The sequence below is a fragment of the Paraburkholderia phymatum genome, assembly GCF_040965635.1.
GTDB lineage: Bacteria > Pseudomonadota > Gammaproteobacteria > Burkholderiales > Burkholderiaceae > Paraburkholderia > Paraburkholderia phymatum_B.
The window spans coordinates 32,618-57,712 of sequence record NZ_JBFRCH010000027.1 but is presented as its reverse complement, the minus strand read 5'-3'; the positions used below and the strand labels follow the sequence as shown (position 1 = coordinate 57,712).

Here is a 25,095-nt window from a genome sequence, read left to right as displayed (position 1 = left end):
CCGCTATCCACATCAACCGGGGGTATCCGATGAAAAGCATTCGGGTAATCATGCTGTTGGTCTCTACGTTGATCGTTGCCGTGTCCATGAGCGCGTGGTCGCAGCCGGGGCAGACGGCCAGTGCACCTGCCAGCGCCACGGGCGCATCAACGATGGCGGCGTCCGGCGCGGGGTCACCCGCCAACGGGAAGAAAGCGAATCGCACCCTGCGCCGGAAGGTTTATGCCGCCATCGGGAAGCACAAGGAGATCAGCGCCGGGAATATCAGTGTCATCGCAAAAGACGGCGCGGTGACGCTGCAAGGCACGGTCACGGACGCTTCCCAGATCGGCCAGGTCGCGGAGATCGCGAAGGGCGTTCCTGGGGTGACGTCGGTCATCAACAAGTTGACCGTGCAAAAACCATTTGGCGACATGTAGGCGGCTGCCGTCGGCACGCGAGTTCTGCGGGAATGAGGGCGACCGGCAAGGGTTGCAGAAGCAATTCGGTAAACCACTGCCAGCCCGTCTGAAAGCCTTCGAGCCCCGGCTGTAAGGGTTCGCGGCTCATGTAAAGCGAAGCTATTCCATGAAACCACGACGCTTGACCAGGGAGCAGAGCAAGAATCAGACACGCGAGCGTCTGCTGAGTGCTGCGCGCGCGAGCTTTCTGAAAAAAGGGTACGTCGCGGCGAGCGTCGAGGAAATCGCTACTGCGGCCGGATACACGCGCGGGGCCTTTTACTCAAATTTCCGTGGCAAAACAGAGTTGCTGCTTGAACTCCTCGCACGCGATCAGGACGAGGTTCAGGCGGAGCTTCAGAGCATCTTCGACGCAAGCGGTACATGGGAAGAGATGGGGAGCGCAGTGCTCGCGTGCTATCGGAAGCTGTATCGCCGGCACGCATCATTTCTGCTTTGGATGGAAGCGAAGCTGCACGCGGCCCGCGATTTGCGTTTCTGCGCGCACTTCGACCCGCTTCTAAACAAAAAGCTGGAGCAGATAACGGCCTGCATCGTCACGTTCGCGGAGCGCACCGGTGCGCCGTTGTCGCTGCCCGCCGAGGTATTGGCGCTCGGCCTGATGGGACTATGCGACGGCGTGCAGTCCTGCTACGCCACGAATCCGCGGTACATGACCGATGAACTGACCGAAGCGGTGCTGGCCGCCTTCCTTGCACATGCGATGATCAACCGCGCCCCCGACTGACAGCATACCCCGTCAGATAGCCATGCAAGCGCGGTTCAGGGCTTTGTCATGCATGGACGCCCCCGGAGCCATTGCCGCAGTTCGAGTTCGAGGCCAACGCCGTTCGCCGGCACCGAGCCGCTCCTCGCGCCGATCTCCGGCGTGCTCGTGTTTTACACGCCGGTCGGCGTCTGGGTCGAGCCCGGCCAGCAGATCTGCCGAGGTCTTCGACCCGCTGACCGATCGCGTCGTCACGATCACGAACTCCATAGCCGGTGTGCGTGCTGTATATGCGGCACCGCGCTTCACCACTGCGGGGCTGGAGGTGGCGCGTATCGTCGATGCCAAGCCTGTTCGGAGCGGGTCGCTGCTGCCGAACTGAGCTAATCACTGGCCAAAGCTCCAGTGTCTCCATGCTTGCTCCGATATTTTGTCCAACGTCTTCAACAGCTTGTAAAGGCCCTCGCGCAGCTCAGCACCTGTCGATCAACTTGACGGGTCAAGCAACAGCTCTACTTCGAACGCGGGACTGAGTACTTCTATTTGCCGAGAACTCGCCGATTGATACTGCTAGCCAAATGGCCGCTGCACCTCTGGGAATTGCCGTTGATACTGCGCCGAGTCGAGCGGCAGTTCAGGGTCGCTATGTAAACGTCTGCATAGGGCAGATCGTAACTATGTGCAGATTGACGCCTGCCCGATTCATGGCGCGCCGCTTGTTGATCGGTGCCACTGTGGTACGCCCTTTTCCGGGGGCCTGCGTTCATGGAGTGCGGACGGCCCGGCCGGTGGCTGCCGATGCGACCGGCTGCATTTTTTCACGCGTGAGACCTGCCGCCGACCGACGCTGCCGGCAGAGCAGACTCGCGCACTCGATCCTGTCGCGCAGTGGCTGGATGCAATGTCCCTGCTGATCCGGCCGGCGCAGCTTGACAGGGCATGCTGTCGTCACGCGACGGGTACCGTCGAATGGCTGGTCGGTGCGTCCCGCGCATTGGGCATCGCCTATCCCGTGTGCTTCCGACCTGTCAGCGATCTGCAGGTGCCAGTCAGCCTCGTATCGTATGTGTCGCGCTTCCCGGGACGGCGAATGTCGGCAGACGTAGAACGTATTAATTCTGTCAATCTTGCGACAATAATTTTGTCAACTCGCGACCTCGACGCACGTGGATGCTGGCTCAGCCTTGCGCGACAAGGGCTCCAATGATGCGAAATAAATGTGCCACGGCCGAAGCTGCCCGATGTAGGTCGATCAACGGCAGACTACGGCGCCAGTTCGACGTCGGACCGGGTTCGGCCATTTTCGGCCGTGAACAACTTCCCCATCGCCGTCGTCCCGACCGCTTCCCCGACGAATTCCCGCCTGACGCTGAATTTCCTGAAGGGAGCGCGCCGAACCATGTCGTTGTCGAACGGCAAGTGGTCGGACCAGATGGCGCGCCGAGACGTAACGCGCCCTTTGTCATCATCGATACGCAGGCGATCGACCGCTACGAAAGCAGCAACGAGTGCAGACGAGGATTGAGTCGCGAATTCCCGAAATCTTGCAGGATCGAGGCGCTCACTATGAGCCTTCTGCTCCCGTCGACGTCGCCGAACCATTCGTCGTTGAGATTGACACGGTTGACCTCAAAGATCCATTCGCCTTTCCGCGTCGGGCAATTCGTGCCCGGCACATCTCGCGGACCCACGCCCCTCACGTGGTCAATCAGTATGGCGCGTCACAATTCGACGCGCCATGCACCATGCGCACACGATAGTGCCTTACATCACCTTCTTGTGCTCCGTCTGAAGCCACTCTGAGGACGGCAAGCCCCACTTCTTTTCCAGATTGATCAGTTCGCCGCTCTTGTGCCACGAGGCAACCGTGTCCGACAAGAATTTGCTTAACGGCGTGTTCGCGTTCTCCTTCGCAACGGCCAGGCCCCATGGCTGCACGTCGTCCGGGGGTAGCGGCGCATCGAAGTCCTTGAGCTTGCTGTCGCTGAGCAACTGCGCAGTCACTGTGCTGTCTTCGACGAAGCCTACACAGGAGTTGTTGAGCAACGCGTTGATCGCTTGCGTGAGGTCCGCGAACGCGGCAACGTTCACGCCGTACTTTTCGCTGACAGCCCGGTTGTAGTAGGTGCCTTGCACGCCGCACACGGTTTTCCCGTGCAGATCGGTCCAGCTCTTGAATCCCGAGCCCTTGTGGGCAACGAAGCCGGTACCGCCTGCATAGTAGAAAGGCTGGATAAAGTCGACGACCTTTGCGCGCTCCTGGTTGTACGTCATGCTCGCAAGAATGACGTCGATGCGTCCCTGCTGCAGAAACTGAATGCGGTTGGCTGGCTGAACCGGCACCATCTCGACCTTCACGCCCAGCCGCTTGCCGATATCGCGAGCCAGGTCAGGCTCGATCCCGACGATTTGGCCGGTTTGGTCGCGCATGCCAAACGGTCGGTAGTCCGTATTCACGCCAATCTTGATTACCCCCGCGTTTTTGACCTGATTTAACGCGTCCCCGCCTGCATGCGTCTGCATGCTGAAAGCCGCCACACAGAGCGACAGGACAATTCCAAACACCGATTTCACGATGGACTCCTCCAGGTTTTTGACTCGTGCCAGTTTTCTATGGCCTTCCCATCGGACAGACACACGCGTCCGAGCGATTCGAGCCTAGGCGCGCAGATACCGGTTTTCAAATAGTTGCGGCCCGCTATTAGCAAGGCTATGGATAAGTATTAGCATCATTGATGCTCGGTGCTCAACATTTGATCTGCTACTGGATCGCGCATAGTCTAGCCAAGAGAGGGATCACCCATGCCCGCCGTCAAGTTTCTGGATATGCAAACCCTTCAGATTTTTGTGACCACCGCCGAGGAGCGGAACATGTCGAGCGCCGCAAGACGGCTCGGCCTGACCCAGTCAGCAGTCTCACAAAGCATCCGGCAGCTCGAAGATCAGTTCGGTGTGGTGCTGTTCAATCGTGAGCGGCGCCCGCTGACTCTCACGGCCGCAGGCCTGGCGCTGCGCAATCGCGGTATGACACTGCTCGAGGATATGAGTCGTCTGAAGGCTCACGTCATCGATGCAAGCAGGGGCATCAAACCGGATGTGCGCGTCGGTCTTGTCGATTCGTTTGCGGGGACGTGCGGGCCGGCGTTCATCAAAGCGATGTTGAACGAGTCCACTACGCTTTCGATTCGCACAGGCCTGACGCCCTTTCACAGCGAAGCGCTCGTCGGTCGCGACCTCGATATCGTCGTCTCGTCAGATCCTTTGGCGGACCTCGACGGGATCGAGCGTCGGCGCCTGCTATCCGAACAGTTTGTGGTGATCATGCCAAAGCAGCACAAGGCGGCCATCCGTACTCCGGCGGATCTGCGCGAGCTTGGGGAGGCATTGCCGATCGTTCGCTTTAACCGGCAGTCGCACATTGGGGCGCAGATCGAGCGCTACCTGCGTCGTATTGACGTCCGAATTCCGCGTCGTCTGGAAGTCGACACGGCCGACACACTTACGTCGTTGGTCGCGGGCGACATCGGGTGGGCGATCACCACACCCATGTGTCTGCTGCAAGCGGGTGAATACGCAAGAAAGGTGAAGCTGCACTTCCTGAGCGCATCGCATACGGGCCGCTCGCTATACCTCCTCGCGCGCCGCGATGAGTACAGCCATCTGTTCGATGAAGTCTACGCGATCGCCCATTCGATCGTGTCGACTTCACTCTTGCAACGGCTTGCAGAAATCCATGCCGAACTTCCCAAACTGATTGACATTGAAACGGAGACCGAAGATGAGCAATAGCAGTAGCACCGAGGCCTTGACGCGAACGGAGAGCGATTATTGGGGCGATGTCAGCATTCCGCGCCAAAAGCTGTATGGCGTGAATTCTGTGCGCGGCGTAGAGAATCTGAGCGTGTCCAGGCGGACCATCGCGGATGTGCCTGAATTCGTAAAGGCGTTCGCACTATGCAAGTGGGCAGCGGCGCTTGCGAATCGCGACCTCGGCGTGCTGACGGATGACCAGTGCCGCGCGATCGTCGGCGCATGCCGCGAGATCGCGGATGGCCAACACGCTGCCTCCCTGGTCGTTGACTTGCTGGAGGGCTCGGGTGGTACGTCCACCAACATGAATTTCAATGAAGTGATTGCCAATCGCGCACAACAGTTGCTCGGAGGCCTTCCCGGCCACTACGACCTCGTGCATCCGAACAATCACGTCAATCGTTCGCAATCGACCAATGACGTCTACCCGGCGGCCATGAAGATGGCGGTGTACGATCTGCTCGCGCCGCTCATCGACGAGCTGTCCGTGCTGACGCAGGCGTTCGAAGCCAAATCCGGTGAATTCGGCGACGTGCTGCATCTGGGCAGAACGTGCCTGCAGGACGCGCAGCCGATGCGACTGGGCCAGGTCTTCGGCGGCTATGCCGCGCTTGCGAACCGCCTCGCCGACGAGTTGCGGGCTGTCCGCGCAAAGCTGCTCGTGCTGCCGCTTGGAGGTACCGCCATCGGTACGGGGTTTGGTTCGCCGGCCGGCTACCGGCGCGCGGTATTTGCCCATCTGGTCGAGCTGAGCGGCATTGCCTATTCCGCGCCGGACGATTCCTTCGACGCCATGCAGAACCTCGATGTGTTCTCGCGCGTTTCCGCGGAATTGCGCGTGTGTGGCACGTCTCTAGGCAAGATCGCTGCGGATTTGATCCTGCTGTCGTCCGGGCCTGTCGGTGGACTCGGGGAGATCACGTTGCCGGCGGTTCAAGCGGGTTCATCGATCATGCCAGGGAAGGTCAATCCCGTCGTGCCGATGTCGATCGTGCAGTTGGGCATGGCGGTCGTCGGCAACGATACGTGTGTCGCGCAGGCTGTGCAGTATGGACAACTGGAGATCAACCACTTTGAACCCGTGGTCGCCGACCGGATATTCGAATCGGTGGGATTGTTGACGAATGGAGTGCGCCTGTTCCGGGAAAAATGCGTGCAAGGGATTCGGGCAAACGTCGAGGTCAATGAGCGGCACCTCTTTGAATCGATGGCGGTGGCAACGGCGCTCGTGCCTACGCTCGGATACGCCAAGGTCAGCGAGCTGGCCCGCAAGTCTGTGCACCAGGGGCAACCGCTGCTCAAAATTCTTGAGGAGACGGGAGTGCTCAGTGCGACGGAGGCTCGCCGTCATATCGAGGAATCGACGCATCCGGCGTTCTGATGTTTCGCGCTACGGAAATTGGTGGAGATCAGAGGCGACACAGCGGTGAACATGATTCAAATCGAACGCCGCCTCGATGAGGAGCAACGATATGACTAGCATCGCCGGATTCTTTCAGTGGTTGAACAGCCACTTCGGCGTCAACTTTTCGGTGTTCTACGACGCGTTCGAATGGAACACGTTTGTGCACGGCATCGCGATGACATTCATGCTTTCGATCGCGTCCATCGTCGGAAGCGTGATGCTGGGCGCGGTTGGCGCGTTCTTCCAGCGTTCGCCTTCACGTGGGCTGCGCATGTGCGCTGACGCCTATGTGTGGGTGTTCCGCAATACTCCGCCGCTTGTGCAGCTGTACTTCTTCTACTTTGCACTGGGCCCTTTCCTCAGTCATCTGGCCGGCTCTCCCACGCCGCTACTTGGCAATATCGGATGGGCGGTGGTGTCGCTGATCCTGTTTGCCGGGGCGTTCAATGTGGAGATCTTCCGCTCCGGAATCGAGGCGGTGCCATTTTCGATGCTGGAGGCGGCCTCGTCGCTTGGGATGAGTCATTTGCAAACCTTCAGAAAGGTGGTGATGCCGCTCGCGGTACGGATCAGTTTGCCCGCGCTGGGCAATAACCTGATCAATCTGATCAAGACGACGACCAACGCATACGCGATCGCCGTACCCGAGCTTCTGTACGTATCGTCCCAAATATGGGCTCAGAACCTGAACACTCTGGAGATGATGATCGTTTTGCTGGTCTTTTACCTAGGGGTCATCGGCGCCTTTGTGGTGCTGATGAACATGCTCGAAAAGTCGATCGCCGTACCAGGCTGGGGAAAAGCATGAGCACTCGCCATCCTTTCTTGTCATCTTCATCGCTGCTGCTCGGGACTGCCGCAGTGTTCGTCTCGACGTGCCCTGGTCTGGCTGTCGCGCAGACTTCCACGGTCAGCGCGGACGGCATTGCCTGGGCCACGGTGATTCCGTGGCTCCCGGTTATCCTCAAGGGCTTTGCCTTCGACGTATTGATCAGCTTCGTCGCAATGGCCATCGGGACTGCGCTGGGCACGGTAGCCGGTATCGGCCAGGTGTCTCACCACAAAGGGGTACGCATTGCGAGCCGTTGGATCACACAGTTCTTCAGGAACGCACCATGGCTCGTCGTACTGTTCTTCTGCATCTATCTGATGCCGTATGAGATCAACGTATTGGGTTTGGCGGTGCCATTCCCTGCCTGGGCCAAGGGTATCGTAGGTCTTTCCTTCCCGGTGATGGGCAATGTGTCCGAAGTCGTCCGCGGCGGCATTCAGTCATTGCCGACCGGCCAATGGGAGGCAGCCGCGGCGCTCGGGCTCACGCGCAAGCAAACGCTGCGCCTCTGCATCCTCCCGCAAGCCGTCAGGCGCATGGCCGCGCCCTGGATGAACACCTATGCAATCCTGATGATGTCTACGCCGCTGGTTTCGATCGTGGGCGTCGATGACAGCGTCAGCATGGCGAGTTCAGTACTGTCCGCACTCGCCAATCCCGCCCTGATGATGCCCGTATACGGCCTCATTCTCGTGCTCTTCTTCACATACTGCGCACCGATTGCGATGCTGACCAAGCAACTTGAGCGTCGCTACCGATAAGCCGGCGACCAGCCCAATCAAATACAGCAAATTTTGGAGACAGATATGCTTGCCACTCAGCGAATTGAAAATACATTATCGAGCGCGCCCCCCTCACCTTCCGCCGTAGCGGAGGCGATCGTGTCGGTGCGGGATGTGAAGAAGGCGTTTGGTACACACCAGGTGTTGCGCGGCGTGTCTCTCGAAGTAGAGAAGGGGACGGCAGCGGCCTTGATCGGTCCGTCCGGGTCCGGCAAATCAACGCTTCTGCGCTGCATCAACGGCCTGGTCGACATCGACGGAGGTGAAGTCTACGCAGCGGGACATGCCGTTCACACCCTGCGCGGCGACACGGAGCGCATCGCGCTGCGCAAGGACGTGTCCATGGTATTTCAGCAATACAACCTCTTCCCGCACATGACCGTGCTGGAAAACGTGATGCTCGCGCCACTCAACGTTCTGAAGCAGCCGAAGGAAGAGGTCGAGCAGCGCGCGGTCGAACTTCTCGCGAAAGTGCGTCTCGCCGGCAAAGAAAAATCCTTTCCTGGGCAGTTGTCGGGAGGGCAGCAACAGCGCGTCGCGATCGCGCGCTCCCTGGCGATGCGGCCAGACGTGATGCTGTTCGACGAGGTGACTGCAGCGCTCGATCCTGAGACGGTAAAAGAAGTGTTGAACACGATCCGGGATCTCGTTGCAGAGGGTATGACCAGCATTCTTGTGACGCATGAGATGCGCTTCGCACGCGAGGTCGCGCATCAGGTTTTTTTCACGGACAAAGGGCTTATCGTCGAATCCGGATCGCCGAAGGATTTCTTCGATGCGCCGCAGGACCCTCGCACACGCGAATTTCTAAGCCATGTCCCGTGACTATGAACACCGCGTGGCGGGCGGGAGCGCCACGCCCGCGTTTCTCGATGCGCACTCGATCGCGTATGAGGTAACAGAAGAAGCGCCGTTTGCTGCTGGTGGTCGCAAGAGCGGACGGGGCGGTCAACGCCGCATGTCCATGTGATAGCAAGCGCGGACGTCCATAGATCGCCGACTTTCTGCCCAATAGCAGTAACGCCGGAAAGCAGTCGTTCGCTGCTGGTAACGATCTGACGCGAACACATGCTTCGGCTGACAAATCACAAGAGGACCGTAGTAAGCGAATGACCGTTGGACTCTGAGAACGGCCATTGCTGTCGCCGCGATCCGGATGACGGCAACGGGGTCGTCAAGGGTCGGCCGCGTCGCTCGTAACGTTTTCGGTCATAACCGGCCTGCGGCACTTCGCGCCGCGCCTTCGCCGGCTTCTCGACCTCTAACTCTAACCGCCATAACTTCTCCCGTTGAATCGACGCCCTGGCGGGCAATCCCGCCCTCGCGATGCGAAGTGACAAATTCAATTCGGACTGAGGCGAAGTGACACATTCATTACGTTTTGAACGGAAGCAAAACTGTCAACGGAGCGCCGCCTTCCCGCGTCGTGCCGTTGCTCAGCTGTTGACAGAATCATTGCGGTCTACGCCGCCTGCTGAGCATTCTCAGGTGTCGTCTTCGCTGCCGATGGTCCGAGCGTCCCCGAACGGTCTGTCAGTGCGAACTGCTCGTCCTCACGTGCGTCAGCACATCGCTCCGTTCGCCCGGCGTGAAGCCGTGACGGTCAAGTGGTCAAGTAACTGAACCAGCGTCAGCAACACGGGACCAGTCGATCTGGTCGGCTGCGCAAGCAGCACTTCGGGCAGTTGGTCTCACACACCGGCTTCCTGCCAGTCGCGCAGGCGGCGCCAGCAACTCGTCCCGCTGCCGCAGCCCATTTCGCGTGGCAGCAGGTCCCAGCGCAGACCGGTCTGGAGAATGAACAGGATGCCCGTCAACACCGCGCGATTGTCGAGTGGCTTGCGCCCCGGACAGCGCGACCGCCGAGGTTTAGGCGGTGGTAGTAACGGTTCGATGAGTGCCCAGTCCGACGAGGGCCGATACACAGTTACCGATTGAAAACCCAGTAGTCGCTGCCGTTGCGGGTCCTGTGGGACAGCCCGAACCGTTTGCTGGCCCGCGTGTCGGCCTGGATGATGTAGTACAGATCCGACAGGATCGTGCGCCGGTCGCCGACATACGAATGGCCCGTCAGATCCGTATCGACATTGGTGACGTCGATCGTCTCGATTCCCTTCAGCAGCACCAGATTTTCGCCGGAGTCTCCTGCCCGCGGGCCGCCATGGATCATTCTGGAAATGGAGAGCGCCCGGTCGGTGGACGACGCGTACAGCGTCACGGGCGCGCCAATCGCGATCAGGCCGGGTGCAATCTGGTTGACGAACACGTCCGTGTCGATATCCGGCGCGGCGAGCACCACCTCACGCAGCCGGTAGCCCTCGTCAGGGTGGTTGCGGGCAAAGTTCATCAAGGCGCGCGTCATGCCCCGGTTGCCCATGCTGTGCGCGATCACATACAGGTAGGCGCCCGGCGACGACGCGAGGACCTGCGTGACGAACTGCTCGATATCGGCCTCGGCACGTTCGATCGACTGCTCGTCATCAAAATAGCCCGCGAGCCGGCCCCGCGATGGCCACGAGAAGAAGACGGGGGCGCCCGGGAAATCGAGGTCGTAGGCCATCTGCGCGGTGCGCATCGCGGCGTCCTCGAAGCTGACGTTATAGCCGTGAATGAACAGCAGCACGCCCGGCGTCGACGCGTTCAATGCCTTGGTGCGCATTTCCGCGCGGAACTGCTCGTACGGGCTCAGCGCAACGTGCAGGATCGTGACGTCGCGCTCGGGATCGCGATGAAACTCCATGCGCAGCACGGATGGCGACTCGATGGCACCCGTCACGTGGTTCCGCGGGATGCTGACATCCACGCTGCCGAAGGTCACAGCCGGCGCATGATCGCTGGTGAATTGCAGCGGACCGTCTTTCGGGACGGAGACGACCCGGTCGGTGCCAAAGAACACGCGCACGACGTCGTAGCGGCCGTTCGCCCCTGCCCGCTTCGGCGCTGTTTTCGGCGGCACCGCCTGTGCAGGTTTGCCTGACAGTCCGAAGCCGCGCGTGACTATTCCGTACGAAACGTCGTTATTGGCTGCGGGTTCCCAAGAAGCGGGCGGCCCGGGAACAGGCAGTGTCTGTGCGGCGGCCTGCGTGCCCGAGCCCTTCACCGCGCCTGCGCCCGACGGTTCGCTCGGGATGTCCCAGAGGCCACTTCCGCCCGCGTCCCGGTTGTCTTTATGGATCGGCGGCGGCATGGCCTCAGAGGCCGGGACAGTGTATAGCGGGTCTCTCACCTCCAGAAGTTGCGGATCTTCCGGATCGAGCACGCCCCTGTTCGCGGCGCAGCCGCTCGTCAGGAGCAGTGCGAGTGCGAGACACAGTGCCGCAATTGCCTGGACCATCGCTGTCTCCCTGCGCCAGGCCTGCCCCTCGGACCGGCGTGAGGTTGCTGCAGCGGCGCTTGCTCCTACCAACATAGGAAAAAACGGCCGCGCTTCAAGCACAAGCAGTGGTGCCGGCCACGTAACAGTCGCCACATCTGATAACCGGCGTTATCGCGAATGATTGCTTGGCGGATTAGTCGTGTTTCGCCACGTCGCGAAGCGTCCGCCCGGCATGGGTTTAAGGCAAGTGGCTCCTCCCCATCCGAAGATCGCTGGAGTTGCAGGCGGCAACGCATATTCCTGCCGCCCCGCGTCCTGAAACGAAGGGTATGAAAGCTCAATTTCAAGCCCTTATGGGTAAAAATCCGTTGACTCGTCAACCAATGTCCCGAAATGAAGGGGTAGATAGCAACTAGGCACCCCTTCATTTGGGCAAGGCGTCGCCGCATGGATGAATGTCCGCAAACGAAGGGTATGAAAGCCCCAACTTTCGTACCCTCGACATTCCGCGCTGGTTTGCCCGATGTAGATGAGCACCCGACGTCGGCTACTCGGCGTCACGCGACTTGTCCACCGGCACATCGTTGATGACCGTCGGCAGCCAAAGGCTGCATGACATGGAAGATGAACGGTCGGACTCAACTGTTCCAACAAAAAGTGATCTGAAAAAAACGCGGCTATTTAGATAACTTTTCTTATTTAACGGTTGGATTTTTTTTGCCGCAAATGTTGTCCGTCAGCTGGGCTTGCGGGCCCAGCTGAGCTACCGCAAGTAAGCTACTATCAAAACTTATGGCGGACACCTACGCGGCCAAGAAGCTGCCTGTTACTGGTTGACGCGGTCGCGAGATTGATCGCAGCGACCGCCGGTGCACCGAGAGAGTTGATTCCCGACGCCTTCTGGTAGACCCCGATCATGTACACATCCGTTCGCTTGGACAGGAAGTAGTCAATACCTGCGTCGATCTGGTTGTATTTTGCGCCATCTTTTCCGGCAACCGCACTCACATTCGTATAATTATAGGCAACGCCGATCAGCCATGTGGGAGCCAACATGTACTTGAAGTTCACTTCTACGTTGTTGACGTGTGCGGATCCTGTGTAGGCTGCCACGGAACCCGGAATAGGCCCAGAACTCGTATCGCCTAAACTGCTAAACGCAACCCACGAGTACGTCGCACCGAGAGTCGCCTTTCCGAAGGTGTATGCCCCACCTGCTCCAATCACCTGATAGGTGTGCGCAGATGCGAAACCTTTATAAATCGGCGACGAAATATTGGCAGTCGTCGGCGATGCGGTACCTGATGTGCTGTTGCCAAAGAAACTAACATTGGGGTTGCGGACATTCAGATAGCCGATCCCAAGGGTAAGGGGTCCGCCGGTGTACCCGGCCCCGCCCGAGAACACCTGATTGCGAGAGGCGTCACCGGCAATTCCACCGAAGCTATAGAGAGCCGAGAAACGGAGGCCAGCGAAAGGCACGCTACTAAACTTCACTGAATTATTAGTTCGGTAAGTATTGTTGAAATTGTCGATGTCGCCAGCATGGTCAGCAATGGCACCAGCCCATTGGTTCGATGCCGCGAGCGGTCCAAGAAAATCAACGACCGAATCATATTGTCGTCCCAGTGTGACGGTACCGACCTGGTTTCCCAGACCGACGTAGGCCTGACGTCCGAATAGTAACCCACCTTGCCCGAGCTTACCGGTGCTGGGATCATAGCCACTTTCGAGAACGAAGATCGTCTTCACCCCGCCTCCAAGATCCTCTGTACCGCGAAGACCCCAACGGCTCGATTGCATGACGCTACTCTGAAGGCTATACAGACTATGTCCGCCAGAGTTACTCGTGTACGACAAGCCTTCATCGATAATGCCATATAGCGATACGCTGCTTTGTGCGTGCGCAGCTTCAGCAGAGATAATGGCCGAAAATAGAACGATTGATGAAATGGATTTTTTCATACGGGGCATTCATTATGTTGATGGGTATGTGGATACTTTTCCATGCAAAAATAACGGTTCTATTGCCTACGCGGCAGTTTCTGACTACATGGCGCTTGCGGACCCGGAACACGTTTTCAAGCGCGCAGCAGCTGCTCGCCCACCGAGGCACGGTCTGATGATCGACATCAAAGCCGCGCTCGGCCATCACCATTCCTTTGAGATTTATCAGGTTCGGCCCATAGGTCCCATATATACGCCTCAGAATCACATCGAGCGCGTGTACAGCCGTTTCAGAACCTTTGCAATTCGTCGAGCAAAGACCGACCGTGGTGTCGATGGTTTTTTTCAGAGTATTCCTTTACCTCTCACCACCAAGATTTGCGACGAGAATGGAGCGATCTTGACCAGAGCGAAGCCTGCGATAGAGCGCATAGCCCAAAATCGCATTCAGAATGGCTGGAATAGTTGCAAATCTAAAAACCGAGGGGTAGTCAAGAGGAATGGAAATCAGCATGCCGCCAACCAACGGCCCCAACACTGACCCGACCTGAGAAAACCCGTAGCAGCTCGACACACCTGTGGCACGAATCTGGGTCGGAAAATACCCGGTTGTCAGGGCGCTCACGCCAAATCTTGCACCAACGACAAAGACCCCAGCCGCGAATATCGCTATCAAGACAACCTGCATCGACAGTCCAATCGCAAAGCTGATTCCGACGATCGTAAATACAGAAAGCAGATATCCAATCGCAACTACCGCGTAGGCCCCGAGACGATCCATCACGCGGCCAATTGCCAAGGCACCCAAGGTACTGCCGACTCCAAGCGCGACGGCACCGTAGGCCGCCTCAGAAGCCGATACACCCGTCGCCTTGAGCATCCATGGAGACCAACTGATCAGGAAATACTGGATGATATTTGCGCAGGCTGACATGACCCACAACACGATCGTGCCAAACCTTAACTCCGAACTGAGGATAGCCCGCACCGGAACCCGCGTATGCTGAGGACGGAGAGTGGGCAATTTGATCGCTTCTCGAATGCCCATCTTCTGCATGATGGAATCGATTTTCGCGCCGGCGTCGTTTCTGGTCGACAGGAACCGCAGCGATTCAACCAACCCAAGCGCCAGGATAGGAACAAGCATGAGCGAAGCAACCCCACCCAGAACAAGTGCGCTTCGCCACCCGTAGTGGTGAAGCAGGTGGCCGACGATCATCCCACCCACCGCGCCACCCACGGGAAACCCGCACATGACCGCGTTGACCATGATGTTTCGATGCCGTTCCGGGCTGTACTCCACGGTCAGGGTGAGGATGTTCGGCAATGCGGCGCCCAAGCCAACTCCCTCGATGAATCGAAATGATCCTAACTCAAAAACCGTTGAAGAATTTGCTGCGGCAAATGAAAAAATGCCCATCACCGCCAATGCGCTCAGGAGGACTGGCTTGCGTCCAACGCGATCGGCGATCCATCCGAAGCTGCAACTGCCGATCGCGGTGCCGCAGAGCGCAGCGACAAAGAGCCTTGTCATCACGGCGCTATCAAAGTGCCATTCGGACGCCAACGCAGGCGCAATAATCGATAATGCCTGAGCATTGAAACCGTCAACCATCGCGACCAATGCAAGAAGAAAGAATATCCGCCATTGCATCAAGCCAATCGGCCTGCTATCAAAAACGTTTGCTCCCTGGTCTCCACCAATCATACCGTTCTCCTAACCATGTGTTATATGCTTCTCGTGTCCGCGAAGCCTCAGGCTCACTACTGTCGAGCCAGTCCAGACAGGGTTGGGCTGCGTGCCCGAACTTTTCAATGGTTTCGTGAACCTCCGTATCAAATGTGATGGAGTAGATAGCGGTCGGCTCGTCCAAGCGGATCGACCTCCATTGTGGACAACGCACCGTTACGGTCTTGAGCACCTTTCCAGCCGAGAAATAGCGCGGCCCGAGGCAAGTCATCGCCGGTCAAATATTCGTAGGCGCCCAGCAAACGACCACCTAAACGTGCCAATTGGGCCGGCGCCGTGCCCTCGATCCACTGGGAAGCCAGTCGAGATGTCCCGACCCGCAGACGAGTGACGTAAAGCTCGATATCTTCGAATTCGTTCAGATCATCCGAGCTGAGCGGAACAATCGGACGAAGGAAATTGATGTCATAACGTTCGACCAGTTCGCTGCCTCGATTCGTTTCGGTACGTACCTGGTACCAATCCGGATCACCATAAAAGCCATTCCACGCGTGATTGCGAACCTCCAGACTCGGCCAATGCATCAGGTATACAAACAACGGTGACCGTGCGCCGTAAGAACTCTGCCATCCTCCCACCACCGAAATACCGTGCCTTTCAAACAGACGCTGCAGAGGTCCGTGGAACCGCGCCCCCATGTCATGCATGCGACCAGGTTCCACGCTGTAAAAACGCAACTCAGCAAAAGAAGGTGTGGACATAACTGTTATCCTTTATTGATCATCAACGCACATACGGCGGCGGAACGCCAGCTTTGGTCGCAGCACGAAAGTACTGCCACGGAACCTCTACCGAACATCCGAGTTCTTCTGCCGCTTGCCACGGCCAATGCGGGTTGTTCAGCAGAGCACGGCCGACGGCCACAAGATCAGCCTGTCCACTGGCTACGATGTTTTCTGCTTGACGGGGACTCTGAATCAGCCCCACGGCAACGGTCGTCAACCCCGAACCTTGACGGACCGCCTCGGCAAACGGTACCTGGTATCCCGGACCGATCGGCACCTTCGTGTAGGCGTTCCCTCCTGTCGACATGTCGACAAAGTCGCAACCGAGCTTGCGCAATTCAGTGGCGAAGATAACGGCGTCTTCTGTCTGCAAGCCCTGTGGATGCCAGTCCGTGCCGTTCGCCCGTACCCCCAGCGGCTTATGTTCAGGCCATACCGCCCGGACGGCCGAAAACACCTCCAGCGGGAAACGCATGCGGTACTCAAGGGAGCCGCCGTATTCGTCGCTTCGCTGATTCGCAAGCGGACTGAGAAACGCGCTAAGCAGGTATCCATGCGCAGCGTGTAACTCAATAAGATCGACACCCAATCGGTCCGCCCGCTTTGCCGCCTGCGCAAAAACATTGACCACTTCATCCATGTCTGCGCGACTCATGGCGTGAGGCATTTGCCAGCCGTCGGCGAAGGGAATGGCGCTCGGTCCGATGACCGGCCATGCTCCCTGATCCGACTTCAGAGGACCTTTTCCCACGAATGGACGATGTGATGCTGCCTTTCGGCCGGCATGACTGAGCTGTATGCCGACAGGTACCTGGCTGTACTTGCGCACGCGCGAGAGCACATTGCGCAGAGCCTCTTCGTTGTCGTCATTCCACAAGCCAAGACATTCCGGCGTAATTCGCCCGCGCGGATCAACCGCCGTTGCTTCGATGATGAACAGGCCAGCGCCCGACGTCATCATCGAACCGAAGTGTAGAAGATGCCAATCAGTCGCACATCCGTCTGACGCGCTGTATTGGCACATGGGAGAGACCACGATGCGGTTGGGCAAGGTCAGACCCCGCAAGTTCAGCGGCTGGAACAGTGCGCTCGAATGGTCGCTTTCGGCCACAACAGGCTGACGATCGTTATTGGTGAATTCAGATTTCATGATTCTTTGGTAAGCAAAAGACAACCCAGGCCGTAAGCTCCGTTGGAGACAATCGCCACTTTCGGATCTCGCGGCACTTGTCGCGCCCCCCCGCGCCCCCATAGCTGCATACAGGCTTCGTGTGTATGGCCGAAGCCGTGCAAACGGCCCGCCGATAACTGTCCACCACCCGTATTGATCGGCAGGTCACCATCCAGATCAATGCGTTTGCCACCCTCGACAAACGCGCCAGCCTCGCCTCTGCCGCACAGTCCCAACGCCTCCAACCAGTGCATGGTGAGAATGCTGAAGCCGTCGTAGATTTGCGCGACATCAACGTCAGCCGGTCGGAGATCAGTCCTCGACCACAGCATGGCTGCAGCGGCCTCGGCACCAAAAGAACTCATATCGGTTGGCTGCCGCAGTCCGCCTGTCGTAAACGCGCTGCCGATGGCTTCAACCCGCAGGAGCGGATTGGGCATGTCAAGAGCGTCCTCGACACGAGAAAGTACGAAAGCAGTAGCACCGTCAACAGGCACATCACAGTCGTACAGTCGCAAAGGCGATGCGATAACGCGGGACGCCAGGTAGTCGTCAAGCGTAATCGATTGACGATAAACGGCAGCAGGGTTGAGTCCGGCCATCCGGCGCGCGTGCACGGCAATCGCCCCCAACTGCGCCTCGCTGACTCCATGGTCGTACATGTAACGCGTGGCATACATTGCGTACCATGGCGCAGGCGAATGAGCGCCAAATGGCACTGCCCACTGCCACATCCCCGCAACGCGGGAATTGGCACCGCCCCAGGCTACGGCATCCCGGGCGCGCTTGCGAGCCGATGCCTCGGCTGTAGCGCGAAAAACAAGAACATGACGCGCAGTCCTGGCGACCAGTGCATGAATGCCCGCAAACAGGGCGCTCATCTGTGCCGGTGACTCCAGCGACGGAGTCTCGTACCAGCTCAGCTTCAAACCGAGCGCGAGACGCAAATCATGCACTCCGACAGGCGAAAATCCTGCCCCCCCTTCCGCCGTACTTGGGTACGTGACGAGACCGTCTATATCCCTGAGTGACAATCCGGCATCACTCACGGCAGTCTTGCAGGCATCAACGGTCAACCGCAGGGGACTCAGCGGCGAGCCACGGCTAACCTCGGACTGCCCTATTCCCGTAATAGCAACCTGCTTTTCCGGATACTGAGTCACGCGACATCCTCGGGAATAAACATTGGCAACCAGACATCATCGTGCGCCTCAAAGCACACGCGTACCCTCTGTCCGATAAACACCTTCGACGGCTCGCAGCCTACGATATTCGACATCACCCATAGCCCGGCTTGTTCGTCAAGCTCGACCATCGCCAACACAAACGGCACCGCCTGGCCTGCCACCCAAGCCTGGTGATTGACCGAAAACGACACCACGCTCGCTCGCCCGGAGACGGTTTCGGCTTCAACATCAACAGACGCGCAAACGGGACACGCAGCGCTTGGTGGATGAACGAAGTGCCCGCATTGCTGGCAACGGCATATGGCCAGTTCACCTACAGAGCCACCCGTCCAGAACGCGTGATTCTCAATGTCCAGAAGCGGCAGGCGACGCGATTCCATGCTTCCCCTCATCGGCTAACCTTGATCCCCGCGCGCTCACGATCCCAGAGTTGGGAAAGATCCGCATTCGCGGCGTCACGCAGCTTGAACTTCTCTATCTTCTGGCTTGCGTTTCTCGGCAGATCGGACATGACCTGCAGGAAGCGAGGCACCATGTAATAAGCCATTTCCCCGCGGCAGAACTCGATCAGCGCCGCCTGATCCAGTTGCGCGCCCGCCTTGCAGACAATCGCTGCCGCCACTTCGTCCTCGGCCATCTCGGATCTGACAGCAAACACCGCTACATCCTGAACTGCCGGATGCTGCAACAAGATCTTTTCCACTTCGTAGGCCGAAATATTTTCTCCTCGCCGGCGAATCGCGTCCTTCGTACGGTCCAGGAACCAGAAATAACCGTCTTCGTCCACATATCCGCAGTCGCCGGTATGAAACCAGCCATTGCGCCATGCCTTGACGGTCGCGTCCGGCATCTTGTAATAGCCCATCGAGTGCGCCCACGGCACATCGTGTCGGAGAACTAACTCCCCACGGGCCCCGGCGGGCAACTCGAAATCGTTCTCATCGACGATGCGCGCGTGAACGCCCTTGCGCACCCGGCCGCAAGATCCCAGCTTGCCGACCGGATCGATGAGGCTAAAAGCGTGAGACGGGCCAAAATCTGTCAGGCTATAGCTCTGGATGAACCGCAACCCAAAACGACGTTCGAAGTCCCGCCCGAAGTCAGGAATGGGCGCAGACATACACATGCGCAGCCGGTTGTTCACGTCGTCATCGCTGGCTGGCCGACTCCAGAGAATATTGATCATGGAGCCCAGCAGATTGGTCAGCGTTGCCCCGCTGCTACGAACGTCAGACCAGAAGCCTGATGCAGAGAAACGCTTCTGCACGGCGATGCTCGAATTGACCATCAGCGCGTTGTATGTCGCACCTTGCAAGGCATTGACGTGGAACATCGGCAAGCAGATGTACGCGATGTCGTCATCTCGTTGACCGAACGCCATAGCGTGACTGAGGCCCCATAGAAAACATTGGGCCTGTGAAAGCATGACGCCTTTGGATGGACCGGTGGTACCCGAGGTATAGATAATGTATGCAAGGTCACTGAATTGGACTTGCGTCTCTGGCGGCAAAGAAACTTCCGGGTAAAGCGTCTTGAACGCGCGAATTTCCACGCTTTGTGCAGTTTCAGCAAGACGCTGTTCCGGCAATTCGCCCAGCACGATCACCTGCTGTAACAGCGGAAGGTCTGCACTGATCTCTGCATACTGCTCCCAGAGCGCTGCATCGACGATCAGCACCGACGCTTCCGAATGCGTCAGCAGATAGCGCAACTGCTGACCGCGGCTGGCCGTGTTCAGAGGAATCGATACCGCACCCAGTTTGCCCAACGCGAAATAGCTCAGCAGCTGATCGACACTGTTCTCCATCAGCAGTGCCACATGGCTGCCGTGGCCGATGCCAAGTGAGGAAAACCCATGAGCCAACCGGTTGGACTGGAGATCCAGATCACGGTAAGACAGTTCGGTACCATCGGGCAGATAGCGCAGGAATACCTTGTCGCCATTCTGCTCAGCTTTTCGTGCCAGAACTCGCGGGGTCGTCAACTCACTGATCCGATAGCCACCCCAACGGTCAGGACTCGGAAGATCGTTCCCGGTTTGCGTCATGCTTGTTCTCCCTGCTTCTGGATATCACGAGCACGATCGACAGCGTGCGCGAACCTTTGCCCATCCCGGATTTCATCGGCGAGCAATAACGTCAATCTCGCGAGGAAGTCAACGGCATCCGCAGGTTGAAGCTCGTCGAGCGCCAAGGCGACTGAACGGAACGATTGCTCCATCGCCGCATTCAGGTTTGAGCCTCGGAAAATCGTGCGATTCCCGTCGCATTGCCCCGACGGCTGCTGCAAGCACAACACGCTGGCAACAGCGGCTGTGACAGTCTCCGGTGACGGTGCATCGATTCGCGCCCCGACATACCCGTCCGGGCGAACGAGTACCCATGTACCATCTTGTCCATCGAGTTTCTCGAAGACGGTCGGCGCATGCGTGTGCGCAAGCACGACTGTCGATACGGGCACCCCGCCAGCCTGCAAGTCATCAAAGGTGTGCTGCAGTTCCCGTGGCACGTTTCCGTCCGCGCTCAAGTAAATACCCGTGAACGCGTGCCGGGCGAGCCGGTCGTACAGGAAGCCGGGGTGACCATCACCGCGGTCGTCCACTGATGCGTCGGGCAATGGACTACCTTCCTGCGCGCCACGAACCGGATCCTGTTCCGGCGGCGGAGTCAGCAACGATTCGGCACGGTTGGCATTGAATGCATCAATCAGTGGGTAGATGAATGGTTCATCGGGCAGCAGGTCGAACGCAGCCTTTCGCATCAGCGCCGAGCCTGGCGTCGGCGCAGTCATGCATAGCGTCGCCTGTCCGATCGCGTGCAGATTGCGCACGATGGTCGGGCGGCGCTCGGCGTCATAGCGATCCAGGAGTGCATCGGGCGCGCCACCGTTGAGCACCGTAGCCAGTCGCCACGCAAGGTTGCTCGCGTCCAGCAGCCCCTGGTTCATTCCCCGACCACCAAAGATGGGCGTCTGATGCGCCGAGTCTCCCGCGAAAAAAACACGGCCATGGCGATAGTTCGTCAGGCTGCGCGACATCGGGCGATAGGAGGAGATCCACACGATCCGCCATTCAGGCAGCGGGTCGCTTCCCATCAGGAGCCTGACCTGGTCGGCCACCACTTCGGCAACGTTTTCCGGTCTGAGGGCGTCCTCCAACTGCTCATCATCTTCCAGCGCGTAGTCAAGTCGCCACGTGTCAAAAGGCTGCTTGTGCAGGAGGACCGCCGACTGCGGTTTATAGGGAGGACGGATCCAGAGTCGCCGCGCGACGGGATGGGAAGTCTTCATCTCGAAGTCGCAGATCACGAAGTTACGCTGCACCACCCCGTCACCGACTTCCTCATATGCCAGTCCAAGGCTGCGGCGCACTTGCCCACGCGCACCATCAGCCGCAACGACATAGTCGACCTGCAACTCGTAGTTACCGCGCTCCGTCTGCACCGACACGGTCGGGAAAGACCCCTCGTCCTGGCGAACGCCGGTTACAGCACTCAGCCAACGCAACTCGATGTCTGAATGCGCCACGACCGCATCAAGTAGAACTTTTTCCGTCCACGGCTGCTGCAGCACACTCACATCCGGGAATTTCTCGGTAGGCGACTGCTCATAAGGCGCGCTGTGTATCAGATTCTCGCCACAATAGATGTAGTTGCGCTCTCTCACCACCGCCAACGCCCTGAACTGCTCAGCCACGCCAAGACGGTCAAGTACCTGTACGCTACGACGCGATACCGCTAGCGTGCGACTGCTATCAGAAAGCTGATCCCTCGCTTCCAGGACGACAACGCTCACGCCCTGCTGGGCCAGGGACAACGCTGTCGCCAATCCAACAGGGCCTGCACCGACGACAGCGACCTGGAACTTCTTGCCGCGCCGATCACCAAGCTCAGGCGGCACTTCGAATGGATACTTCTCCCACTGGAAGAAACTGGGTTTTTCGACCTTCATGGCTCATTTCTATGGTATTGTCCGTCCAACGGACGTATGTACGTGTTACGGACAATGATGTATGCTTTGACTTAACCCGGTCAAGCGGGGGAAAACCCTCGCCTCCTGATCATGTAAGATCAGACCGTTCGCCGTATCCCAAAAGCATCTGCTCACATTCGAATAAGTTCGCCTCATGCCCATCGATGAACATCACGCAGATTTCGTAACTGCGTTCGCACGCGGCCTTGCAGTCATCCGTACCTTCGAACACGGCGCGGATCGACTGACGCTCAGCCAGGTAGCTGCCCGGACCAACCTGACGCGCGGATCTGCAAGGCGCTTTCTCCTGACTTTGGAGGCGCTGGGCTATGTGACCCAGGATGGAAATAGTTTTAGATTGAGCCCCAAGGTGCTGGACCTGGGCTACTCGTATCTGTCATCCCTTCCTTTGTGGGAAAAGGCACAGCCTTTCATGAAGGAGATCGTCGACACGATTGACGAGTCGTGCTCGCTCGGAGTTCTTGACGAAGGCGAAGTGGTCTACATTGCGCGGGTTCCACCTCGACACATTTACACGATCCATATGCAGGTAGGCTCACGTATGCCCGCCTACGTCAACGCGATGGGCCGTGTGCTCTTGGCGGCATTGGGTGACGCAGAGCTTGAAGACTACTTCGCTGCGCTGCAGCCGAAGAAACTGACCCCCCGGACAATCACGAGCGTTGCCGAAATCCGTCGCATCGTCAACGAGACACGTGACAAAGGCTATGTGATAACAGAAGACGAGGTATATGAGGGACGACGGTCGGTTGCCGTACCTATACGCAACCGCGAAGGCCAGGCTATAGCGTCAATCAATATCAGTGCGATGGATAGTCGCGCAAATCGCGAGACCTTCGAAAAGAAATTCCTACCGCTACTCAGCAATGCTGCGCAACAGATTGGCCAATCACTCTAGGCTCTCTTGACTATTCTGCCGCTGGAGCTCAGTTAAACGTGCGCGACGAAGCGGATTGGCAGACCGACGCGCCGCGCGTAAGGCGGACGGCGCCCAGGCCGCCACCGGTTTCATGGCCTCAAGATGCGGCGGACAACGGACCCGGAGAAACCTAACGAATACGAGAAGGGTTCGGCAGGCAATTAAACATCTAAGCGATGAAGCTGGAATAAATAAATATGCATCCGATATTTGTTATGGCTTCCTGTTGGTTAGCATTTCCCGCACTGGATTCCTTGTCACGTATGTGGGACAAATATTCAGTGCGCAGGATAATTGAATAACTCGACTCATGAGCCTCTATACATGAGGAAGGATTCATCGAAATGCTGTCTCGCTCAGACTATGGCGGAGGTTTCGATGGCGTGCGCACTATTTCGCGCCTTGGCGCCAACTCGTTTTCAGTCAGGCGCTCCACTGCCGCGAAGTAAGCGCTTGCGAAGCGTTAGCTTTGTCGCCCTGCTCCGTCTTTAGAACGGATTCCGGTTACTCAGTCGCGCGCGCAATCGCTGTCCGGCAGGATGGGATGTTGCGCTTCCCATTCGCGACGGGTTTTCGCCAATTCGTCGGCGAGCAATTGCTCGTCTGGAAGTACGGTGTGATACTCCGCCGCGAGCACCTTGTTGGGCAGTCCGTCGAGTGCATAGCGTGCGATCGCTGCATTGGTCCTCGCGCAAAGGATCAGGCCGACCGGCGGATTTTCGCCGGGCAGCGTCCAGTGTTCCTTCGCGTAGTTGCAGTACATATGCATCTGCCCGACGTCAGCATGGTTCAGCTCGGTCAGTTTGAGATCGATGATCACCAGACATCGCAGACGCCTGTGAAAAAAGAGCAGATCCACGCGAAACCAGCTGTCACCGATGCGCAACCTTCGCTGCCGCCCGACGAACGTGAAGTCGCCGCCCAGCTCAAGCAGGAAGTCCTCCAGCCGGTGGATGAGCGCCTCTTCAAGATCGCTTTCGGAATACTCGTCCTTCAGGTCAAGGAACTCCAGGACATACGGATCCTTGATCGCTTCTTCAGGAGACACCGTGTCACCGGGTTTCGCGACGGCGCCCTTCTCGAGCATGGCGCGCTTATCTTTGGACATCAGTGTGCGCGTGTAGAACTGGCTGCCAATCTGACGTTCGAGCTGCCTCACGCTCCAGCCGCCACGCAGCGCTTCCGCTTCGTAGAACGCCCGCTCTTCGGGCGATCGCGTCCGTCGCATCAGCCGCACGTAATGCGTCCAGGACAGCGGGAAGCGCTCCGCGAGTTGCTGGAGCGAAAAATTCCGAACCAGCGATTCGGAATTTGCCCTGGACGCCCGGGTCCGGGATTTCCGAATCACTGATTCGGATATGTCGCCCGCCGGATAGCTCTGGTAGAACAGGCGCATCAATTCCAGATTGTCCGCGCCGAAGCCCCGCCCAAACTGTCTGGTCAGGTCCGCCGACAGGTGCTGCAGGAGTGCCTGCCCATATCCCGCACGTTCCTGTCCACCCTGCTCCGATTCGACGATCCGACGGCCAACCATCCAGTACGTCGCCGTCATCAGTGCATTGACGCTCCGTGCCGCAGCCCGCCGCCCCTCCTCAAGCAGCGCGACAACATCACTGAGTGTATTGCGGTAGTCGCCTTCGGGCAGAATCACATCTGTCATTGCTTCTGGGTTCCACGAGTCTCTTCGATAGAAGGATACCTGAGTCCATACATGGACGCCCCCGGTTTGCCAGGCTTGCGGTGAGCGATGGTTCGTAGGCGTTGATTGCGGCCATACATCCGGACTTTGATGTCAGGCGTTCGGCCTGGTGTCCCTGATGGAATACGCTGGTCGGCTCCTCAATCAGCTAATCGCACGCAAAGTGCCCTGACTTTGATGGGCTTCGCCAACCACGGTCTGACCTGTGTCGCCATCACTACGTTACTTGCCTGAGCAATCGGTGGAGGTACAGCATCTCCCGGTTGGTTGTAGAGGTGGTGTCTGAGTGTAAGCCGGTGGGGTTATGCGGCTGTCAAGGCAGTGGCATAACCGGGCCGGAACTCGCGGTTATCGGTGCGCCCACGCAAGCTCTCCATCGGTACCGGACAGGTTTT

General features: G+C 58.4%; 19 protein-coding genes and 1 pseudogene. 8 read left to right on the top strand and 12 right to left on the bottom strand.

Features of this window, described 5'->3' with window-relative positions; genetic code table 11:
• Window positions 1–29: 29 nt before the first annotated feature.
• Entirely contained in the window at window positions 30–419 is a 390-nt protein-coding gene (locus AB4Y32_RS30830) for a BON domain-containing protein (RefSeq protein WP_368724941.1), read from the top strand.
• Between the two features lie 148 nt (window positions 420–567).
• Window positions 568–1,188: a TetR/AcrR family transcriptional regulator gene (locus AB4Y32_RS30825; RefSeq protein ID WP_368724940.1), complete on the top strand. Its 621-nt coding sequence runs from the start codon at window positions 568–570 to the stop codon at window positions 1,186–1,188.
• Between the two features lie 1,743 nt (window positions 1,189–2,931).
• Here the strand turns inward: AB4Y32_RS30825 and AB4Y32_RS30815 are convergent.
• Window positions 2,932–3,804 (bottom strand): transporter substrate-binding domain-containing protein, encoded by an 873-nt coding sequence (locus AB4Y32_RS30815; protein ID WP_368724939.1) that lies wholly within the window; start codon window positions 3,802–3,804, stop codon window positions 2,932–2,934.
• A 165-nt stretch (window positions 3,805–3,969) separates the two neighbouring features.
• Between AB4Y32_RS30815 and AB4Y32_RS30810 the strand changes: the two genes are divergently transcribed.
• The 5 genes from AB4Y32_RS30810 (at window position 3,970) to AB4Y32_RS30790 (ending at window position 8,821) form a co-directional block, all read left to right on the top strand.
• Window positions 3,970–4,956, top strand: a complete 987-nt coding sequence (locus tag AB4Y32_RS30810) for a LysR family transcriptional regulator (RefSeq protein WP_368724938.1) — start codon at window positions 3,970–3,972, stop codon at window positions 4,954–4,956.
• The gene (locus AB4Y32_RS30805) at window positions 4,946–6,358 is read left to right on the top strand and encodes an aspartate ammonia-lyase (RefSeq protein WP_368724937.1); all 1,413 of its coding nucleotides are present in this window, start codon (window positions 4,946–4,948) and stop codon (window positions 6,356–6,358) included. Before AB4Y32_RS30810 ends, AB4Y32_RS30805 begins: the two co-directional genes overlap by 11 nt.
• A 91-nt stretch (window positions 6,359–6,449) precedes the next feature.
• Window positions 6,450–7,190, top strand: coding sequence for an amino acid ABC transporter permease (locus AB4Y32_RS30800; protein WP_368724936.1), 741 nt, complete (start codon window positions 6,450–6,452; stop codon window positions 7,188–7,190).
• Entirely contained in the window at window positions 7,187–7,975 is a 789-nt protein-coding gene (locus AB4Y32_RS30795) for an amino acid ABC transporter permease (protein ID WP_368724935.1), read from the top strand. Before AB4Y32_RS30800 ends, AB4Y32_RS30795 begins: the two co-directional genes overlap by 4 nt.
• Window positions 7,976–8,020: 45 nt before the next feature.
• A complete protein-coding gene (locus AB4Y32_RS30790) occupies window positions 8,021–8,821 on the top strand; it encodes an amino acid ABC transporter ATP-binding protein (protein ID WP_368724934.1) in 801 nt (266 codons plus the stop codon).
• An 869-nt stretch (window positions 8,822–9,690) separates the two neighbouring features.
• On the opposite strand, the pseudogene AB4Y32_RS30785 reads toward AB4Y32_RS30790, so the two are convergent.
• From AB4Y32_RS30785 to AB4Y32_RS30740, 10 genes and pseudogenes are all read right to left on the bottom strand, one after another.
• Window positions 9,691–9,921 (bottom strand): annotated as a pseudogene (locus tag AB4Y32_RS30785) (transposase); the annotation flags it as partial.
• Between the two features lie 2 nt (window positions 9,922–9,923).
• Window positions 9,924–11,255 (bottom strand): alpha/beta hydrolase, encoded by a 1,332-nt coding sequence (locus AB4Y32_RS30780; RefSeq protein WP_368724933.1) that lies wholly within the window; start codon window positions 11,253–11,255, stop codon window positions 9,924–9,926.
• A gap of 840 nt (window positions 11,256–12,095) precedes the next feature.
• Window positions 12,096–13,277: a porin gene (locus AB4Y32_RS30775; RefSeq protein WP_368724932.1), complete on the bottom strand. Its 1,182-nt coding sequence runs from the start codon at window positions 13,275–13,277 to the stop codon at window positions 12,096–12,098.
• A gap of 340 nt (window positions 13,278–13,617) precedes the next feature.
• The gene (locus AB4Y32_RS30770; protein ID WP_342942376.1) at window positions 13,618–14,967 is read right to left on the bottom strand and encodes an MFS transporter; all 1,350 of its coding nucleotides are present in this window, start codon (window positions 14,965–14,967) and stop codon (window positions 13,618–13,620) included.
• A 128-nt stretch (window positions 14,968–15,095) separates the two neighbouring features.
• Complete coding sequence (locus AB4Y32_RS30765) at window positions 15,096–15,710, bottom strand: NIPSNAP family protein (protein WP_368724931.1); 615 nt, start codon at window positions 15,708–15,710, stop codon at window positions 15,096–15,098.
• Between the two features lie 22 nt (window positions 15,711–15,732).
• A complete protein-coding gene (locus tag AB4Y32_RS30760; protein ID WP_368724930.1) occupies window positions 15,733–16,884 on the bottom strand; it encodes an NADH:flavin oxidoreductase/NADH oxidase in 1,152 nt (383 codons plus the stop codon).
• Window positions 16,881–18,068 carry a thiolase family protein gene (locus AB4Y32_RS30755; protein WP_368724929.1) on the bottom strand — a complete coding sequence of 396 codons (1,188 nt, stop codon included), beginning with the start codon at window positions 18,066–18,068 and terminating at the stop codon, window positions 16,881–16,883. Before AB4Y32_RS30755 ends, AB4Y32_RS30760 begins: the two co-directional genes overlap by 4 nt.
• A complete protein-coding gene (locus AB4Y32_RS30750) occupies window positions 18,065–18,472 on the bottom strand; it encodes a Zn-ribbon domain-containing OB-fold protein (RefSeq protein ID WP_368724928.1) in 408 nt (135 codons plus the stop codon). The genes AB4Y32_RS30755 and AB4Y32_RS30750 overlap by 4 nt, the downstream gene beginning before the upstream one ends.
• A gap of 8 nt (window positions 18,473–18,480) precedes the next feature.
• The gene (locus AB4Y32_RS30745; protein WP_368724927.1) at window positions 18,481–20,139 is read right to left on the bottom strand and encodes an AMP-binding protein; all 1,659 of its coding nucleotides are present in this window, start codon (window positions 20,137–20,139) and stop codon (window positions 18,481–18,483) included.
• A complete protein-coding gene (locus AB4Y32_RS30740) occupies window positions 20,136–22,040 on the bottom strand; it encodes an FAD-dependent oxidoreductase (protein WP_368724926.1) in 1,905 nt (634 codons plus the stop codon). The genes AB4Y32_RS30745 and AB4Y32_RS30740 overlap by 4 nt, the downstream gene beginning before the upstream one ends.
• Window positions 22,041–22,215: 175 nt before the next feature.
• On the opposite strand from AB4Y32_RS30740, the gene AB4Y32_RS30735 reads away from it, so the two are divergent.
• A complete protein-coding gene (locus tag AB4Y32_RS30735; protein WP_342942369.1) occupies window positions 22,216–22,980 on the top strand; it encodes an IclR family transcriptional regulator domain-containing protein in 765 nt (254 codons plus the stop codon).
• 529 nt (window positions 22,981–23,509) lie between these two features.
• Here AB4Y32_RS30735 and AB4Y32_RS30730 read toward each other — a convergent pair.
• Window positions 23,510–24,661, bottom strand: a complete 1,152-nt coding sequence (locus AB4Y32_RS30730; RefSeq protein WP_368724925.1) for a YhcG family protein — start codon at window positions 24,659–24,661, stop codon at window positions 23,510–23,512.
• Window positions 24,662–25,095: the final 434 nt, after the last annotated feature.

Excerpts from the sequence above, each read along its gene's own strand:
- AB4Y32_RS30750 (WP_368724928.1), bottom strand. The coding sequence starts at position 18,472 with ATGGAATCGCGTCGCCTGCCGCTTCTGGACATTGAGAATCACGCGTTC.
- AB4Y32_RS30800 (WP_368724936.1), top strand. The coding sequence starts at position 6,450 with ATGACTAGCATCGCCGGATTCTTTCAGTGGTTGAACAGCCACTTCGGC.
- AB4Y32_RS30810 (WP_368724938.1), top strand. The coding sequence starts at position 3,970 with ATGCCCGCCGTCAAGTTTCTGGATATGCAAACCCTTCAGATTTTTGTG.
- AB4Y32_RS30730 (WP_368724925.1), bottom strand. The coding sequence starts at position 24,661 with ATGACAGATGTGATTCTGCCCGAAGGCGACTACCGCAATACACTCAGT.
- AB4Y32_RS30740 (WP_368724926.1), bottom strand. The coding sequence starts at position 22,040 with ATGAAGGTCGAAAAACCCAGTTTCTTCCAGTGGGAGAAGTATCCATTC.
- AB4Y32_RS30790 (WP_368724934.1), top strand. The coding sequence starts at position 8,021 with ATGCTTGCCACTCAGCGAATTGAAAATACATTATCGAGCGCGCCCCCC.
- AB4Y32_RS30805 (WP_368724937.1), top strand. The coding sequence starts at position 4,946 with ATGAGCAATAGCAGTAGCACCGAGGCCTTGACGCGAACGGAGAGCGAT.
- AB4Y32_RS30735 (WP_342942369.1), top strand. The coding sequence starts at position 22,216 with ATGCCCATCGATGAACATCACGCAGATTTCGTAACTGCGTTCGCACGC.
- AB4Y32_RS30760 (WP_368724930.1), bottom strand. The coding sequence starts at position 16,884 with ATGAAATCTGAATTCACCAATAACGATCGTCAGCCTGTTGTGGCCGAA.
- AB4Y32_RS30825 (WP_368724940.1), top strand. The coding sequence starts at position 568 with ATGAAACCACGACGCTTGACCAGGGAGCAGAGCAAGAATCAGACACGC.
- AB4Y32_RS30745 (WP_368724927.1), bottom strand. The coding sequence starts at position 20,139 with ATGACGCAAACCGGGAACGATCTTCCGAGTCCTGACCGTTGGGGTGGC.
- AB4Y32_RS30765 (WP_368724931.1), bottom strand. The coding sequence starts at position 15,710 with ATGTCCACACCTTCTTTTGCTGAGTTGCGTTTTTACAGCGTGGAACCT.
- AB4Y32_RS30770 (WP_342942376.1), bottom strand. The coding sequence starts at position 14,967 with ATGATTGGTGGAGACCAGGGAGCAAACGTTTTTGATAGCAGGCCGATT.
- AB4Y32_RS30795 (WP_368724935.1), top strand. The coding sequence starts at position 7,187 with ATGAGCACTCGCCATCCTTTCTTGTCATCTTCATCGCTGCTGCTCGGG.
- AB4Y32_RS30775 (WP_368724932.1), bottom strand. The coding sequence starts at position 13,277 with ATGAAAAAATCCATTTCATCAATCGTTCTATTTTCGGCCATTATCTCT.
- AB4Y32_RS30830 (WP_368724941.1), top strand. The coding sequence starts at position 30 with ATGAAAAGCATTCGGGTAATCATGCTGTTGGTCTCTACGTTGATCGTT.